The organism is Streptomyces sp. LS-MS-L19, from assembly GCF_058382285.1.
Genome location: NZ_JBYCLL010000001.1, coordinates 6,206,448 through 6,220,943, shown reverse-complemented (window position 1 = coordinate 6,220,943; position 14,496 = coordinate 6,206,448). Strand labels below are relative to the sequence as shown.

General features: G+C 70.2%; 17 protein-coding genes and 1 pseudogene. 11 read left to right on the top strand and 7 right to left on the bottom strand.

The window, feature by feature from the left end:
- Window positions 1-11: 11 nt before the first annotated feature.
- The 5 genes from sdhA (at window position 12) to AC2XR2_RS27855 (ending at window position 4,216) form a co-directional block, all read left to right on the top strand.
- Window positions 12-1,766: a succinate dehydrogenase flavoprotein subunit gene (sdhA, locus tag AC2XR2_RS27875; RefSeq protein WP_020135646.1), complete on the top strand. Its 1,755-nt coding sequence runs from the start codon at window positions 12-14 to the stop codon at window positions 1,764-1,766.
- Window positions 1,766-2,545, top strand: coding sequence for a succinate dehydrogenase iron-sulfur subunit (locus AC2XR2_RS27870; protein ID WP_123762660.1), 780 nt, complete (start codon window positions 1,766-1,768; stop codon window positions 2,543-2,545). Before sdhA ends, AC2XR2_RS27870 begins: the two co-directional genes overlap by 1 nt.
- Window positions 2,546-2,661: 116 nt before the next feature.
- The gene (locus tag AC2XR2_RS27865) at window positions 2,662-3,186 is read left to right on the top strand and encodes a hypothetical protein (protein WP_449351795.1); all 525 of its coding nucleotides are present in this window, start codon (window positions 2,662-2,664) and stop codon (window positions 3,184-3,186) included.
- A 34-nt stretch (window positions 3,187-3,220) separates the two neighbouring features.
- Complete coding sequence (locus tag AC2XR2_RS27860; RefSeq protein ID WP_449351796.1) at window positions 3,221-3,436, top strand: hypothetical protein; 216 nt, start codon at window positions 3,221-3,223, stop codon at window positions 3,434-3,436.
- Window positions 3,437-3,598: 162 nt separating this feature from the next.
- On the top strand, window positions 3,599-4,216 hold the full coding sequence (locus AC2XR2_RS27855; RefSeq protein WP_449351797.1) for a hypothetical protein: 618 nt from the start codon (window positions 3,599-3,601) through the stop codon (window positions 4,214-4,216).
- Here AC2XR2_RS27855 and AC2XR2_RS27850 read toward each other — a convergent pair.
- Window positions 4,178-5,041, bottom strand: a complete 864-nt coding sequence (locus AC2XR2_RS27850) for a hypothetical protein (RefSeq protein ID WP_449351798.1) — start codon at window positions 5,039-5,041, stop codon at window positions 4,178-4,180. The two genes, AC2XR2_RS27855 and AC2XR2_RS27850, sit on opposite strands and share 39 nt — an antisense overlap.
- 171 nt (window positions 5,042-5,212) lie before the next feature.
- Entirely contained in the window at window positions 5,213-5,854 is a 642-nt protein-coding gene (locus AC2XR2_RS27845; protein ID WP_491516603.1) for a Uma2 family endonuclease, read from the bottom strand.
- 199 nt (window positions 5,855-6,053) lie between these two features.
- Here AC2XR2_RS27845 and AC2XR2_RS27840 point away from each other — a divergent pair, with 199 nt between their 5' ends.
- Window positions 6,054-6,839, top strand: coding sequence for a hypothetical protein (locus tag AC2XR2_RS27840; protein ID WP_491516602.1), 786 nt, complete (start codon window positions 6,054-6,056; stop codon window positions 6,837-6,839).
- Between the two features lie 97 nt (window positions 6,840-6,936).
- Complete coding sequence (locus tag AC2XR2_RS27835; RefSeq protein ID WP_491516601.1) at window positions 6,937-8,220, top strand: M48 family metallopeptidase; 1,284 nt, start codon at window positions 6,937-6,939, stop codon at window positions 8,218-8,220.
- Window positions 8,221-8,241: 21 nt separating this feature from the next.
- On the opposite strand, the gene AC2XR2_RS27830 is transcribed toward AC2XR2_RS27835, so the two are convergent.
- From AC2XR2_RS27830 to AC2XR2_RS27810, 5 genes and pseudogenes are all read right to left on the bottom strand, one after another.
- Complete coding sequence (locus tag AC2XR2_RS27830; RefSeq protein ID WP_491518511.1) at window positions 8,242-8,763, bottom strand: DUF7737 domain-containing protein; 522 nt, start codon at window positions 8,761-8,763, stop codon at window positions 8,242-8,244.
- 286 nt (window positions 8,764-9,049) lie between these two features.
- Window positions 9,050-10,711, bottom strand: a pseudogene (locus AC2XR2_RS27825) (DUF4132 domain-containing protein); the annotation flags it as partial.
- Window positions 10,712-10,713: 2 nt separating this feature from the next.
- Entirely contained in the window at window positions 10,714-11,106 is a 393-nt protein-coding gene (locus tag AC2XR2_RS27820) for a hypothetical protein (RefSeq protein WP_356455574.1), read from the bottom strand.
- Between the two features lie 161 nt (window positions 11,107-11,267).
- A complete protein-coding gene (locus AC2XR2_RS27815; protein WP_449351804.1) occupies window positions 11,268-11,720 on the bottom strand; it encodes a DUF2752 domain-containing protein in 453 nt (150 codons plus the stop codon).
- A complete protein-coding gene (locus tag AC2XR2_RS27810) occupies window positions 11,692-12,171 on the bottom strand; it encodes a TM2 domain-containing protein (RefSeq protein ID WP_491516600.1) in 480 nt (159 codons plus the stop codon). The genes AC2XR2_RS27815 and AC2XR2_RS27810 overlap by 29 nt, the downstream gene beginning before the upstream one ends.
- A 126-nt stretch (window positions 12,172-12,297) precedes the next feature.
- On the opposite strand from AC2XR2_RS27810, the gene AC2XR2_RS27805 reads away from it, so the two are divergent.
- The 4 genes from AC2XR2_RS27805 (at window position 12,298) to AC2XR2_RS27790 (ending at window position 14,492) form a co-directional block, all read left to right on the top strand.
- On the top strand, window positions 12,298-12,708 hold the full coding sequence (locus tag AC2XR2_RS27805; protein ID WP_449351806.1) for a VOC family protein: 411 nt from the start codon (window positions 12,298-12,300) through the stop codon (window positions 12,706-12,708).
- A gap of 142 nt (window positions 12,709-12,850) precedes the next feature.
- Complete coding sequence (locus AC2XR2_RS27800) at window positions 12,851-13,246, top strand: hypothetical protein (RefSeq protein ID WP_330264862.1); 396 nt, start codon at window positions 12,851-12,853, stop codon at window positions 13,244-13,246.
- Window positions 13,243-13,737, top strand: coding sequence for a thiol-disulfide oxidoreductase DCC family protein (locus AC2XR2_RS27795; protein WP_330264863.1), 495 nt, complete (start codon window positions 13,243-13,245; stop codon window positions 13,735-13,737). The genes AC2XR2_RS27800 and AC2XR2_RS27795 overlap by 4 nt, the downstream gene beginning before the upstream one ends.
- Window positions 13,738-13,748: 11 nt before the next feature.
- Window positions 13,749-14,492, top strand: coding sequence for a TetR family transcriptional regulator (locus AC2XR2_RS27790; RefSeq protein WP_123762649.1), 744 nt, complete (start codon window positions 13,749-13,751; stop codon window positions 14,490-14,492).
- Window positions 14,493-14,496: the final 4 nt, after the last annotated feature.

Below are 14,496 nucleotides of genomic sequence, written 5' to 3'. Positions count from 1 at the left end.
CTGCGAGAATCATGAAGATCCACAAGTACGACACCGTCATCGTCGGCGCCGGTGGCGCGGGCATGCGCGCGGCCATCGAGTCCACGAAGCGCAGCCGCACCGCAGTGCTGACCAAGCTGTACCCCACCCGCTCCCACACGGGCGCCGCACAGGGCGGCATGGCCGCCGCGCTGGCGAACGTGGAGGAGGACAACTGGGAGTGGCACACCTTCGACACGGTCAAGGGCGGTGACTACCTGGTCGACCAGGACGCCGCCGAGATCCTGGCGAAGGAGGCCATCGACTCGGTCCTCGACCTGGAGAAGATGGGCCTGCCGTTCAACCGCACCCCGAACGGCACGATCGACCAGCGCCGCTTCGGCGGTCACTCGCGCAACCACGGCGAGGCGCCGGTCCGCCGGTCCTGCTACGCGGCCGACCGCACCGGCCACATGATCCTCCAGACGCTGTACCAGAACTGCGTGAAGGAGGGCGTGGAGTTCTTCAACGAGTTCTACGTCCTGGACCAGCTGATCACCGAGGTCGACGGCGTGAAGCGGTCGGCCGGTGTCGTGGCGTACGAGCTGGCGACCGGCGAGATCCACGTCTTCCAGGCGAAGGCCGTGATCTACGCGTCCGGCGGCTGCGGCAAGTTCTTCAAGGTGACGTCGAACGCGCACACGCTGACCGGTGACGGCCAGGCTGCCGTCTACCGCCGGGGTCTGCCGCTCGAGGACATGGAGTTCTTCCAGTTCCACCCGACCGGCATCTGGCGCATGGGCATCCTGCTGACGGAGGGCGCCCGCGGTGAGGGCGGCATCCTCCGCAACAAGGACGGCGAGCGCTTCATGGAGAAGTACGCGCCGGTCATGAAGGACCTCGCGTCCCGTGACGTCGTGTCCCGCTCCATCTACACGGAGATCCGTGAGGGCCGCGGCTGCGGTCCCGAGGGCGACCACGTCTACCTCGACCTCACGCACCTCCCGCCGGAGCAGCTGGACGCCAAGCTCCCGGACATCACCGAGTTCGCGCGCACCTACCTCGGTATCGAGCCGTACACGGACCCGATCCCGATCCAGCCCACCGCGCACTACGCGATGGGCGGCATCCCGACGAACGTCGAGGGTGAGGTCCTGGCGGACAACACCACCGTCGTCCCGGGCCTGTACGCGGCCGGCGAGGTCGCGTGCGTGTCGGTGCACGGTGCGAACCGTCTGGGCACGAACTCGCTGCTGGACATCAACGTGTTCGGTCGCCGTGCCGGTATCGCGGCGGCGGAGTACAGCCAGAAGGCGGACTTCGTCGAGCTGCCGGAGGACCCGGCCTCGCTGGTCGTCGGGCAGGTCGAGGCGCTGCGCAACTCGACCGGCACCGAGCGCGTGGCGGTCCTGCGCCGCGAGCTGCAGGAGACCATGGACGCCAACGTCATGGTGTTCCGCACCGAGCAGACGATCAAGACGGCGGTCGAGAAGATCGCGGAGCTGCGCGAGCGCTACAAGAACGTGGCGATCCAGGACAAGGGCCGGCGTTTCAACACGGACCTGCTGGAGGCGATCGAGCTCGGCAACCTGCTGGACCTCGCCGAGGTCATGGCGGTCTCCGCGCTGGCCCGCAAGGAGTCCCGCGGCGGTCACTACCGCGAGGACTACCCGAACCGCGACGACGTCAACTTCATGCGCCACACCATGGCGTACCGCGAGGTGGGCGACGACGGCGCCGAGTCGATCCGTCTCGACTACAAGCCGGTCGTCCAGACCCGCTACCAGCCGATGGAGCGTAAGTACTGATGGCAACTCCTGTTCTGGACAAGAAGGACGCGGCCGGCGAGCCCGAGCCCGGTTTCGCCGACTCCCCGTACATCACGGTCACCATCCGGGTCCGCCGTTTCAACTCGGAGGTCTCGGCGGAGGCCACCTGGGAAGACTTCCAGCTGGAGATCGACCCGAAGGAGCGTGTCCTCGACGCCCTCCACAAGATCAAGTGGGACCTGGACGGCTCGCTGACGTTCCGCCGCTCGTGCGCCCACGGCATCTGCGGCTCGGACGCCATGCGGATCAACGGCAAGAACCGTCTGGCCTGCAAGACGCTGATCAAGGACATCAACCCGGAGAAGCCGATCACGGTCGAGCCCATCAAGGGCCTGACGGTCCTGAAGGACCTCGTGGTCGACATGGAGCCGTTCTTCCAGGCGTACCGCGACGTCATGCCCTTCCTCATCACGAAGGACACGAACGAGCCGACCCGGGAACGCCTCCAGACGGCCGAGGACCGCGAGCGCTTCGACGACACCACGAAGTGCATCCTCTGCGCGGCCTGCACCTCCTCGTGCCCGGTCTTCTGGAACGACGGCCAGTACTTCGGCCCGGCCGCCATCGTCAACGCGCACCGCTTCATCTTCGACTCGCGCGACGAGGCGGGCGAGCAGCGCCTGGAGATCCTCAACGACCGCGACGGCGTGTGGCGCTGCCGCACGACCTTCAACTGCACGGACGCCTGCCCGCGCGGCATCGAGGTCACGAAGGCGATCCAGGAAGTGAAGCGAGCACTGATCACTCGCCGCTTCTGATCTTCCGCCACTTGTCCGAGGGCCCTGTTTCCCGCACCACGGGAAACAGGGCCCTCAGGCGTTTTGGCCGATTTGCGCTGATGCCGAGGACGTCATGTGTCCCGCACACTCCCCACATGACACGGGGGGACGGGCACACGCACAGACGACTCGGCACACACGAGGCCGCCAAGCAGGCGCACTTCATAGCCGCTCCGCTGCTGGCGGCGACCGCGCTCTCACTGGCGGGTGTCGTGGGTGGGGCGGACGAGAGGTTCCGATGGCCCGGAATCACTCTGCTGCTCCTCGTCACCACGGCGATGACTCTGATCGCGAGTATCCAACTCAGCTATCACGCTTTCCATTTCAGATTCACCCGGGCTGATCTGGACGCCGATCTCGCGCTCCGGGGTTACCCGGGGCACGACGACGATGAGCGCAACGCGACGGTCAAGAAGGCTCAGGAGTACTACGAGTACCGTCTGGGGCTCGCCAACGCCTGTTTCAACTGGGGCACGCTGATGCTGGGGGCCGGGATCGCCGCTTCGCTCGTCCCCGAGCCGGACGGAAGGCAGCTGTGGTGGCGCACGGCCGCCGCCGTTCTCGTGCTGGTGTGCACCGTCCTGGACGGCCTCTGGCTGCTCTACCTGCGTACGGACTAGCCAGCCACTCCCATACCGACCCTCAGGGGGGACCATGTACCTGGAAACAGTACTGCCCGGCACTTATCCGCCGCAGGACGCGTGCCCCGAGTGCGGAGCTCCGATCCCCCGAGGCCGCCGCGGCATCATCGGGCGGGGCCGTCGGCCGGAGGGGCTGAAGGTGGAACACCTCAGGAGCTGCTCGCGGTACACCGAGACGCCGAACGAGCTGTTGGGATACGACACCGACCCCGACGGCCCCGAGGCGTAACGGTTACCCACCCCCGAATATCGCTCCCCGCCTCCCTGGCTAGCATGTCGCTGCGGCACCGCCAGGTCCCGCACGAGCGGGAGGCACGGAGCGATGGCGGAGGGCCGGGGCGGTGGCCGGACCACGCGTACCCGGACATGGATCGGGCTGTCCGCAGTGGCCGTGGGCGCTCTGCTTGCCGGGGATCCGGGCCGCCGGGCCCACGCCGCACTGGAGTGGGCCACGACCTGGTGGCCGTGGTTGCTCCTCGCGCTCGCCTCACTGAACCTGCTCAGGTCGGCCGTCCCGACGGGTTCGCTCATAGGGCCCTTGCTCCTCGCAGGTATCGCGTCGGCCGCCCTGGTCGCTGCCCACGGAGCCGGCCGGCGGCTGGTGCAGGACCTGCTTCCCGTAGTCCTGGCACTGGGCGGAGCCGCGCTGGTGCTGTCGGCGACTGCTCATGGGCCCGCCACCCGGTGGACGAGGGTCCTCACGACCGGCGTGGTGGTGATCCCACAGGACGCCGGAGACGTACTGACCGTGCGAGCCGTCCTCGGCGAACTGCGAGCCGATCTGCGGCACTTGGACGGTGCGTCGGCCGTGAACGTGAACGTCACCGCGCTGGCAGGACACGTGCGTCTCGTGGTCCCCCGAGACAGCCGGATCACGGTGCACACCGCCGGCACCCTCCTCACTCGTGTGACCGCGCCAGAGCCCGGGAACAGCGATCCCCGTGAGAGCGGCACGTTCGTCATCCACGTGCTAGGAGTCTGCGGAGCCGTCCACGTGGTCCGGGGCTGACCTGCGCGGGTGATCGTAGGGAAGACCCGCGTCGGATCGTCCGGCGAGAAGCTGTGAGACGCGCCAGAACGTCTCGATCTCCTCCTCCGCCTCGGGCAGCGGGTGGTGCAGGGCATCCAGAAGATCGAATCGATGCAGGTCGTAGACGACATGCATCAGGCCCGCGTACGCCTGTGCGGCGGTCACAGCGCCCTTGTACGCGACGGCCGCCAGGAGAAAGGACGCCGGCGGCGCCCATCGCGCCACCGGTTCGTCGTAGAGGGCCACCGCCGCGAGCGTCCCGGAGGCGAGGAAGCTCCAGCACAGGTTCACCGAGGCGTCGAGGGCGGTTCTGGCCGAGCGCAGTACCTCGGACAGCCGGTCTGAGGTCTGCATGAGGATGCGCGGCCAGGAGGAGAGGGTCGCCAGCCCGTAACGCTCTCCGGCGGTGAGTTCCCCGGCGCGTAGCGCGTTGCCGAGCGCCGTGGGCAGGAGGACATCCTCCGGGGCTCCCGACGCCATGCGCCGGTATGCGTCGGCCGCCACCCTTCGGGCGTTGACTCCCCCTCGGAGCGCGCTTGCGGCCCGTGCCGAGAGCGCCTGTCTGCGGCGTCTTTGCATCTCCGTCAGCACCCCGGCCAGTCCGGCGGTCGCCGGCCAGCGGTCCCAGTACCCCTCGAGCACCCGCACCGCCCTCACCTGGAACGGGTGCAGCAATATCCCCAGAACGACCGCTCCGGCACCGATGACGAGGAGTGACCCGATGACGGCGCTCGCGTCGACCGGCAGGACGGCCTGCCAGCGTGCACGGCCCGAGAAGCTGCCGCTGCGTACGAGTGCGTACACGCACGCGCTGAAGAGCGCACACGGAACGAAGTGCACCACCAACACCCGCCGCACGAAGCCGCCCCCTATTGCCCGGCCCGACCTGCTCACCTGTCACACCAGTCACTGACCACTCATCAGTATGACTTCAGGACTCGCATGGTGGCATGCCCAGAACAACGGTCGGCGGGTTCAGCTCTGGTCCGGTTCGTCCGCGAGGCGCCCGGGTCGCCGGTCCACCGCCGTCAGGTCGATCTCGATGTCGAAGGGGACCGAGACCTTGAGGTGCTCGTGGAAGATGCCGGTGAGGCCGTAGGACTTCGTGGCCGGGTCGAGTGCGTAGACGTAGACGACGGGCAGGCCCTTCTTCTCGTCCTGTTCCACTCGCCAGAAGTGCGGTACGCCGGCTGCCGCGTACTTACGCGGTTTGACCTCGCGGTCCCGCTCGCGGGAATCGGCGGAGACCACCTCCACGGCGAGGACGAGGTCCTCCGGCTCGTACCAGGTCTGGTTCGGACCCGTCACCGCGTCCACCGGGAAGACGACGATGTCCGGCTCGGGGCGATTCTTCGCGTCCAGCCTGACCGTCATCTCACGGTCCACGTCCAGGTGGTCGGGCGCTTGCCGCAGCAGAGCGTTGTCCAGCAGACGCATCGTCCGGCTGTGGAATCGGGTCTGCGGACTCATGAAGACGAGGCTCCCGTCGAGCAACTCCGTGTGCGGAGGGAGGCCCGGAATCCGGTCGAGGTCGTCGGCGGTCCAACCTTCGGCAGGGGGGATCGGCCAGTGGTATGCCGTCTCGTCGTCCATGCCGTTGTCGGATGCGGCGCTCATCACTGCTCCCATGGGACGGAGTCTCGCGAGTCGCTTCAGCGTATCCAGCGGAAACGTCGGCCGCCTCACCTCAAAGAGTGATCGAATACGGAGATCCAGCCACCCCCAAGCACATGATCAGGACACCGCGGGCGCTCTCATCCGGCCAACTGCACTGTGGGCACTGTGACTTGTGGTGCACCAGGTTCAAGCTGACGGCATGGCACTCAAGAGAAAAGTCGCCGTCGCGCTCTCAGTCGCCGCGGCCGCGCTGCTCGCGATACCCCCCACTGCCTCCGCCACCCCCGCTTCCCACGGACTGCTCGCCCGGGAGAACTTCGACCGGCTTCCCCTCGGCCCGGTCAGCGAGGGGCGTGGCTGGACCGTCGACTCGGCGGGCGGGACGCTGAGCGTCGTGCCTAGTGCCGCGGGGCACGGGCGGGAGCTGCGCATCCGTACCGAAGGCAACGGGCGGGCCTTTCTCGTGTTCGGCGGGCTCTCCGCTCCCGGCAACAGCTTCTGGGGGCGGGTGCGGCTGCGGGTCGGGGGGTTTCCCACCGCTCCGGACTGGGCCCACTGGACCATCGCCGAGGCCTCGGGGGCGGACTCGCCGACGCTGGTGCGGCCGCTCGGGGGGCAGTACGCGCCGACCGACCACGGCAACTTCTGGGGCGTCGGGTCCGATCTCGGGCCCACCGGGGACTGGACCTCCTGGAAGACCTCCTCGCCGGCCGTCGCCGGGAGGTGGCAGTGCGCCGAGTTCCATCTCGACGCCCGCGACAACCGCGTCACCGTGTATCTCGACGGCGTGGAGCGGTCCGACCTGACCGTGTCCACCAAGGAGCACGGGGGCACCGCGGACGACTTCGTCTTCCCTGCCTTCGACAAGGTGAAGCTGGGCTGGCAGCTCTACCAGGCCGACCCGACCCCTTCGTCGTACGACATCCGCATGGACGACATCGCGCTCGGCACCCGGCGCGTGGGCGGTTGCGGGAACGCCGGCTGAATATTTGGGATTGCGTCGCCGCGCGGGGCGTGATCCACTGCGGCGGTCATGAGTGGAGCGGCCCCTGGGGAGGGGCCGGGGGTCGGGGGAGGCAGCGGTGCGTACCGCTGAAGAAGAGATCGTGTCGTCGTGCCCGCAGTGCGGGGTGGAGATCCGTTCGGACAGACGGTTCACCACGTGGTGCGCGGCCTGTGACTGGAACGTGGATCCGCAGGGGCCCGGCGGGCCCAAGCGCGGGCTGGACGGGGTGCGCCGCCGGATCGCCCAGCGGTACGGCGGACAGCTTTTCGACGAGCTGAGCAGCGGGGACGGGGGCGGGCCGAGTCGGCGTACGGCGTCGGGTCTGCTCGCCTACGCGATCGCGCTCGCCGTGCACGGCCTGACCCTCGTCCTGGCCGCGATCGGGCTGCTGGGCGTGATCCGCGGCTGGGGCGGGCTCGGTATGGCCTTCGGGCTGTTCCTGCTGGCGCTGGCCTGGTCGCTGCGGCCCCGGCTGAACCGGCTGTCCGACGACGACCGTGTCCTGCTGCGCGCGGACGCGCCCGAACTGTACGCGCTGGTCGACGAGGTCGCCGCCGCCATGGGCACCCGGAGCGTGGACGCCGTCGTGGTCGATGTCGACGCCAATGCCGGCGTGACCCATCTCGGGCTGCGGCGGCGGCTCCTGACGCTGGGGCTGCCGCTGTGGGAGGTGCTGAGCCCGCAGCAGCGGATCGCACTCCTGGGGCACGAGCTCGGTCACTTCACGCACGGCGACACCCGGCACGGCATGGTCGTGGGCACCGCGTGCGGATCACTGAACACCTGGCTCTACTACGTCCAGCCGACGCCCCACCCCAATGCCATCCAGGCCATCGCCAACCTGGCCTGCGTCCCGCTGCGCCTGCTCATCACGGGCGTCCTGGCGCTGCTCGAGCTGCTGACCGCGCGAGCCTCCCAGCGCGGTGAGTACCTGGCCGACACGGCGGCGGCCCGCACCGGGTCCACCGAGGGCGCGGTCGGTCTCATGGACCGCCTCATGGTCACCGACTCGATCGTCACCACCCTGCACCGCGAGACCAACAACCGCCGGCTGCGCGGTGCGGGCGGCGGCGGGCAGCGGAACGGCGACGGCCTGTGGGAGGCGCTCGCCGCCCATCTGGACTCCGTCCCGGAGTCCGAGTTCGAACGGCAGCGACGGCTCGGGGCGCTGCGCGGGCACAGCGTCGACGCCACCCACCCGCCCACCCATCTGCGCCGCCGGCTCCTGCTGAGCGGTACGCCGGTGCCCGCCGCGGTGACGGCGGACGCCGACCGGACGGAGCGCATCGCCGGTGAACTGGCGGGCGTCCGCCAGACGCTGGCCCGGGAAGTGGTCAGGGACGGTTACGGGAACCTGTGACGATCTCGCCCCTCTCCACGGTCACAGCTGGCTGAGGATCGTCGGGTCCGTGATCTTCGTGTCGGCCGCCAGCATCATCGCCTTGCTGAGGATGACCGCGAGCATGCGGTCGCCCTCGTAGGGCAGGTAACCGGTCTGCGGGGTGGCCGGGTTGGACTTCGGGACGATGCAGAGGTACTGGTCGTTCGGGGTGCGGAGGATGTTGCCCGAGCCCAGGTGGATCCTGTAGGTGTGGCGGTCGCCCTTGACGTGGAGGAAGCGGCCCTCCAGGGTGCAGCGGTCGGCTATCGCGAGCCTCGGGATCAGCCGGTCCAGGAGGAGCCGGCGGGTCTCGGCGCTCTGGTTGAGCTCTCCGAAGCCGTACGACGTCCAGTACTCGTGGAAACGGCCGCCGGGGCCGCCGTCCTGCCAGGTCGGGTCGTTGCCGACGCTGGCCACGCCGACGAACAGGTCGACGTCGCGCAGGACTTCTGACAGGACCAGGGGCGGTATGTCCGTCAGGGGCAGCGGGTCCACCGGGGCGGCGCCGTCGCGCAGCCACATGCGGTACTCGCCGCCCGCGCAGTGCGCCGAGTTCTCCGGGGCGTCGATCGGGTAGAAGCGGACCTGGTCGGTGCGCAGGCGCAGATAGGTGCCGGAGTCGGTGATGTCCGTGTGGTCCGCGCCGCCGTCGCCGCCCTCGATCCAGTACTCGGCTCGCAGACCCCACCTGGGGAGGTCGCGGGAGGCCGGTGGCGCCTCGTCGTCGACGGCCAGCCGGAGCTTTGCGCCAGCCCCGCACCGCCGCCAGGGAGTGGAACTGGTGCTGGCGCAGGACATGGGCGGCGAAGCGGTTGGAGTAGGTGCCGGTGGCGCGTTCGGCGTCCGTCAGCAGGTAGACCTCGCGGTGGGCCTGCTTGAAGGGCTGGGTGATGCCGTGGCGCTCCAGCCAGTCGCGCCAGGCGACGATCTCGGCGGGGGCGTGGTCCACCGGGTGCCAGAGGCGGACTTCGGTGCCTTCGGTGACCGGGACGTCCGCGAGGGTGCGCAGGGCGCCCTCGGCGTGGCCGACGGTCGTGCCGTCGACGGTCCACAAAAGGCGGCGGGCGAGAGTGCCGACCAGGGGGTGGTCGAGGTAGCGCTCGCGCCAGGTGGCGTAGGACCAGGTGCGGTCCGCGAGGAACTGGCGGTCGAGGCGCTCGCTCTGGGCCGAGAGCATCTTGTCGACGTCCTTGGCGGCCGCCTTGAGCTCCTTCACCTCCTCCGGGTGGTCCCGCCGGACGGCCGCGGGCACGCTCTTGACCGGCTTGCCGCTCGCGTTGCGCCAGGTCAACACGGCCTTGGAGCCCTGGACTTCGAGGACGGCGGTGACCTCCCCGAGCCGGTGCTCCGCGCGTCCGACCTCGGTCAGGCCGTAGGCGGGGACGGCCAGTTCCTCGATCTCCTCGCGCCTGAGGCCGAGGGCCTCGGCGCGGGCCTCCAGGGCCGCGTCGAGCAGCTTCAGGGTGTTCTTGTACGTCACCCGGGTGGCCAGGCGGGCCAGTTCGGCGAGGGCGGCCTCGCTGTCGATGCGGGCCAGTGCGTTGACCCCGGCGTTGGCGACCTTCGGGTTGCGGGGGCCGAGTCCGGCGACCTTCTTGAGGGAGGTCTCGACGAGGGCGCCGAGGGCGCGGGCGGTGTCGGGGTGGGGCGGGAGCAGGGACAGCAGCCAGGCCAGGCCCCGCAGGGCGTCGGCGTTGTAGGGGTCGTAGGCGCTGTTGACGTCCGGTTCGTACGGCCCGCGCTCCAGCTCGAAGGTGCGGGGGCGGCCGGCGAGGGCGAGCCAGGCGAGGACGGTCTCGCGGACGCGGTCGGGGCCGAGCACGGCGGTGAGGGCGGTGGCCCGCTCGTCCCATGTGGGGGTGGGCCTGGCGGCGGTGGCCGTAGCGGCGTGCGCCAGCAGGGCCTGCCAGTCGGAGTTCTCGGCCGCGTCCCGCAGGGCCTGGTCGGCCCATGCCTCACCGACGTTGAGGGGTGGCTCGGTCAGCTTCTTCACCGTCCGGTGCAGGTCCTCGTTCAGGTAGGCGTGCAGGACCGAGCGGCGGACGGTGGCGACGACGGCGGGCGCGATGGGGCGGCCCGCGGCCAGCTCGGCCTCGATGAGGTTCTCGTAGTGGGCGCCGTACCAGAAGGAGTGCCGGCGGGAGATCTCGTCGAGCAGGGCGAGGCGCTCCGCGGCGAGGCGGTCGTGGGGCGGCAGGTCGCGGGAGACGATGCCCAGCAGGATCAGGGCGTTCTCCCGGGCGATCGGGCCCGCCTGGTCCGAGTGGTAGTGGGTCACGAGGCCGTCGGCGACCCCTGACCGCGCCTGCGCCGGCAGTCTGTGCACGCGGTCCAGTACGCCGCCCCACAGGCCGGTCCAGTTGCCGTTGTTGGTGACCGCTGCCCTGAGCAGATCGCCGGCGAGGGCCTCCCAGTCGTCCTCCGCGATCCGGCGGCCGATCAGTTCCTTGCACTTCTGGATCTCGCCCATGGTCAGCCCCCCACCAGCGGGACGAGCTTCAGGAAGGTGACCTCGGTGCCGAGGACGAGGTCGATCTCCTCGTCGAGCTCGGTGACCTGGCGGTCACCGACCAGCACGAGGAAGCCGTTGCCGGCGAAGGCCTTGAGGGCGAGTTCGGTCTGGGTCTCGGGGTCTATGCGGCGGGGGGTGCGCAACGCGTAGCCGTTCAGCACGCGTTCGGTGTCCTCGGGCTGGACCAGGCCCTGGAAGACCTCGGGCGTACGCGCGTTGTACTCGGCGACCTCCTGGAAGACCCGCCGCCGGATCAACTCCCGCACGGCGAGCCGTTCCTCGGCGATCTCCAGCCCCCAGCCGTCACTGCGGCTCCCGCTTGTCGTCTCGTCGACGAACATCACGATTCCCATGCCGAGACAGTACGAGGCACCACTGACAACGGCCCCGGGCCTGTGCGCGGACGGTCCCCCGAGCCTGTGCGCGGACGGTCCCCCGGGCCTGTGGGCGGACGGTCTCCCGGGCCTGTGCACGGACGGTCCCCGGCCCTGTGCACGGACGGGTCGCGGGGCCGCTAGACGAGGTTGCGGACCACCGTCCACGTCACCGCGAGCGCGAGGACCAGGACCTGCGCCCGGGGGCTCAGCGTGGGGCGCCAGCGGCGGCCGTGCAGGCCCTCCCACGCCCAACGGCCCAGCAGGTAGAGGGCGTACGGGGAGGCGAGCAGCAGGGCCCGGTTGTCCAGCCAGGCCTCGGTGAAGTGGCCGTGCATCAGGTCGTACACCATGCGGGTGCCGCCGCAGGCCGGGCAGAGCAGGCCGGTGAGCAGGCGGAACGGGCACTGCGGCAGGAGGTGCCCGGGCTCGTGCGGGTCGGTGCGGTACAGGTACGCCGCGCCGGCGGCTCCCGCGGCGAGCACGGCCGAGGGGCCCGCCGCGGGGTGGCGCAGCGGGGAGCGTCGTACGGGCGCCGGGGGCCCGGTCCCGGCGCCCTCCGTCCTAGCTGCGGAGGATCCGGCCGTGTTCATCGGTGTGGTCGTTCCCGGTGAGCAGGAGGATGCCGTCGACCAGCGACCAGACGCCGAGCCCACCGCAGGTGAAGAGCTGCGCGAGCCCCATGCCGACGTTGCCCAGGTAGAAGCGGCCGACGCCGAACCCGCCGAGGGTGAGCTGGAGGATGCCCGCGATGATCTTCGACTTGTCGGAGTACGGGCGCCCGTAGGGGTCGTAGCCGTAGGGGGCGTTGGGGTCGCCCGTGTAGGTCCCCGGGGGCGGGTAGTAGCCCGGCGGCGGGAACCCGGGGGGCGGGTAGCCGGGAGGCGGGTAGCCCTGCTGCTGGTAACCCTCTTGCTGGTAGCCCGGCTGAGGACCGGGCGGCGGGCCCTGCGGGGGGCCCTGCTGCTGATGGCCCTGGTGCGGGTAGCCCTGCGAGGGCTCCTGCTTGGGGTCCTGCTGCTCGTGACCCTGCTGTTCGCTCAAGGGGGACTGCTCCTGGGGACCGAAGCGGGAGGACCCGCGAAAAGACGACAATGCGCCCGGTCATCATGCCCGACGGACACCGCGTCGCAGAAGCCCGTTCCGTGACTCCCGGCTTAATCTGACGACATGTCAGATGACCAGTCGTACGAACTGCTCGGTTTCGACAACGTGCTGCTGCCCGTCGGGAACCTCGGGGAGGCCGTCTCCTTCTACGAACGGGCCGGATTCACGGTCGGCTTCCGGCTCGACGAGGCCGGGATCGCGCTGCTGAAGGTCGGCGGCGAGACGCCCGGGATCCTGCTCCGCCAGGAGGAGGCGCTCGGGCACCGGCCGCCGCCGTGGCCGGCCACACGCGTGTGGCTGGAGGTTCCGGACGCCAGGGCCGCCGCCCGGGAGCTGCGCTCGGCCGGCGTCGCACCGCTCGACGACGTCTTCTCCGTGGCCACCGGCTGGACGGTCGAGATCGCCGACCCGTGGGGGAACGTCCTCGGCTTCACCGACTACACCAAGCGCCCGGAGCTCGCCCGGCGAACCTGAGGCGAGTCGGGCCCACGAGCCCGGGGCACACCGGCGCTCCGACGTGACGCAGGCCTCTCCGCAAGCGAGTTGAACATGTTCAAAAGCAGGTCTACAGTCTCTCCTGTCAGCTTTTTGAACGTGTTCAAGAAGGGGGAGGCGCATGGACCGCACGGTCGTCGCCTACGTCATCTACCTCATCGTCAGCATCGCCCTGACCGTCTGGGTGGCCCGCACACTCAGCCGCAACGGACGGGTCTTCCTCGCCGACGTGCTGCGCGGCAACGAGAAGCTCGCCGACGCCGTCAACCACCTCCTGGTGGTCGGCTTCTACCTCGTGAACCTCGGATTCGTCGCGCTGTACCTCAGCGGCGACGGGACCATAGAGGACACCCGCGGCATCTTCGAGGCCCTGTCCACCAAGCTGGGCGTCGTCCTGCTGGTGCTCGGCGTGATGCACCTGGCCAATGTGTACGTCCTCAACCGGATCCGCAGGCGGGGCGCCATGGAGCGGGAGCAGGTCCCGCCGGTCGCGCCCCAGGACTGGGCCCGGGCGTGAACCGCGGCACCACGGCGGACCGCACCCCGGTCCGCCGGCTCACCGTCCTGTACGACGCCCAGTGCTCGCTCTGCGCCCACCTGCGCGACTGGCTCGTACGGCAAGCGCAGCTGGTGCCCCTGGAACTGGTCCCGGCGGGGTCCGAGGAGGCCCGGCGGCGGTTTCCCGGGCTCGACCACGGCGCCACCCTGGAGGAGATCACCGTCGTCGGCGACGCGGGCCAGGTCTACCGCGGCACCGCCGCCTGGATCGTGACCCTGTGGGCGCTGCGCGAGCAGCGGCCGCTGGCCCACCGGCTCAGCACCCCCTCGGGGGCCCGCCTCGCGAGGGGCGCGGTGCTCGCCGCCGCCAAGTGGCGCGGCGCGCAGTGGCAGGGGGGCCAGTGGGGCGGCAAGGTGTACCGCCGCTCGGACGGCTGGTCGTACGACCCGGGCCGGGGCTGGGTCCACACCCCGCCGGGCTGTGACGGCGCCGGCTGCACCACTGGTTAGGCTCTCTTGTCGTGCCTGCGAACAACGACGGCCCCCACGAGGGCGCTCCCCCCGGTGCTTCGAGCAAGTCCGAGCAGACTCGCGCGCTGATCCTGGAGACCGCCATGCGGCTGTTCCAGGAGCGCGGGTACGACAAGACGACCATGCGGGCCATCGCCCAGGAGGCCGGGGTCTCCGTGGGCAACGCGTACTACTACTTCGCGGGCAAGGAGCACCTGATCCAGGGCTTCTACGACCGGATCGCCGCCGAGCACCAGGTGGCGGTCCGGGAGGTGCTGGCCCGGGAGAGCGATCTGGAGGCGCGGCTCGCGGGGGTGCTGAAGGTCTGGCTGGACATCGCGCAGCCGTACCACGAGTTCGCGGTGCAGTTCTTCAAGAACGCCGCCGACCCCGACAGCCCGCTCAGCCCCTTCTCGCCCGAGTCCGAGCACGCGCGCGTGGAGGCCATCTCGGTGCACCGGGAGGTGCTGCGGGGCGCGACGAAGACCAAGGTGCCCGAGGAACTCCGGGACGTCCTGCCCGAGTTGCTGTGGCTCTCCCAGATGGGCCTCGTCCTGTACTGGATCTTCGACCGCACCGAGGGCCGCGAGCGCAGCTACCGGCTCGCGGAGCGCGGCGCCCGGCTCACCGCGCGGGGCGTGTCACTGGCCCGTTTCCGGGTGCTGCGGCCGCTCGTGCGGGAGGTGCACGAGCTGTTCACGGACTTCCTGCCGGGGATGACGAAGGTGATGCCGAACCCCGGCGGGAAGCCGTAGCCAC

Coding starts and splice junctions, on each gene's coding strand:
- sdhA (WP_020135646.1), top strand. CDS start 12: ATGAAGATCCACAAGTACGACACCGTCATCGTCGGCGCCGGTGGCGCG.
- AC2XR2_RS27870 (WP_123762660.1), top strand. CDS start 1,766: ATGGCAACTCCTGTTCTGGACAAGAAGGACGCGGCCGGCGAGCCCGAG.
- AC2XR2_RS27865 (WP_449351795.1), top strand. CDS start 2,662: ATGACACGGGGGGACGGGCACACGCACAGACGACTCGGCACACACGAG.
- AC2XR2_RS27860 (WP_449351796.1), top strand. CDS start 3,221: ATGTACCTGGAAACAGTACTGCCCGGCACTTATCCGCCGCAGGACGCG.
- AC2XR2_RS27845 (WP_491516603.1), bottom strand. CDS start 5,854: ATGAGCGCCGCATCCGACAACGGCATGGACGACGAGACGGCATACCAC.
- AC2XR2_RS27840 (WP_491516602.1), top strand. CDS start 6,054: ATGGCACTCAAGAGAAAAGTCGCCGTCGCGCTCTCAGTCGCCGCGGCC.
- AC2XR2_RS27830 (WP_491518511.1), bottom strand. CDS start 8,763: ATGTGGCTGCGCGACGGCGCCGCCCCGGTGGACCCGCTGCCCCTGACG.
- AC2XR2_RS27820 (WP_356455574.1), bottom strand. CDS start 11,106: ATGGGAATCGTGATGTTCGTCGACGAGACGACAAGCGGGAGCCGCAGT.
- AC2XR2_RS27815 (WP_449351804.1), bottom strand. CDS start 11,720: ATGAACACGGCCGGATCCTCCGCAGCTAGGACGGAGGGCGCCGGGACC.
- AC2XR2_RS27805 (WP_449351806.1), top strand. CDS start 12,298: ATGTCAGATGACCAGTCGTACGAACTGCTCGGTTTCGACAACGTGCTG.
- AC2XR2_RS27800 (WP_330264862.1), top strand. CDS start 12,851: ATGGACCGCACGGTCGTCGCCTACGTCATCTACCTCATCGTCAGCATC.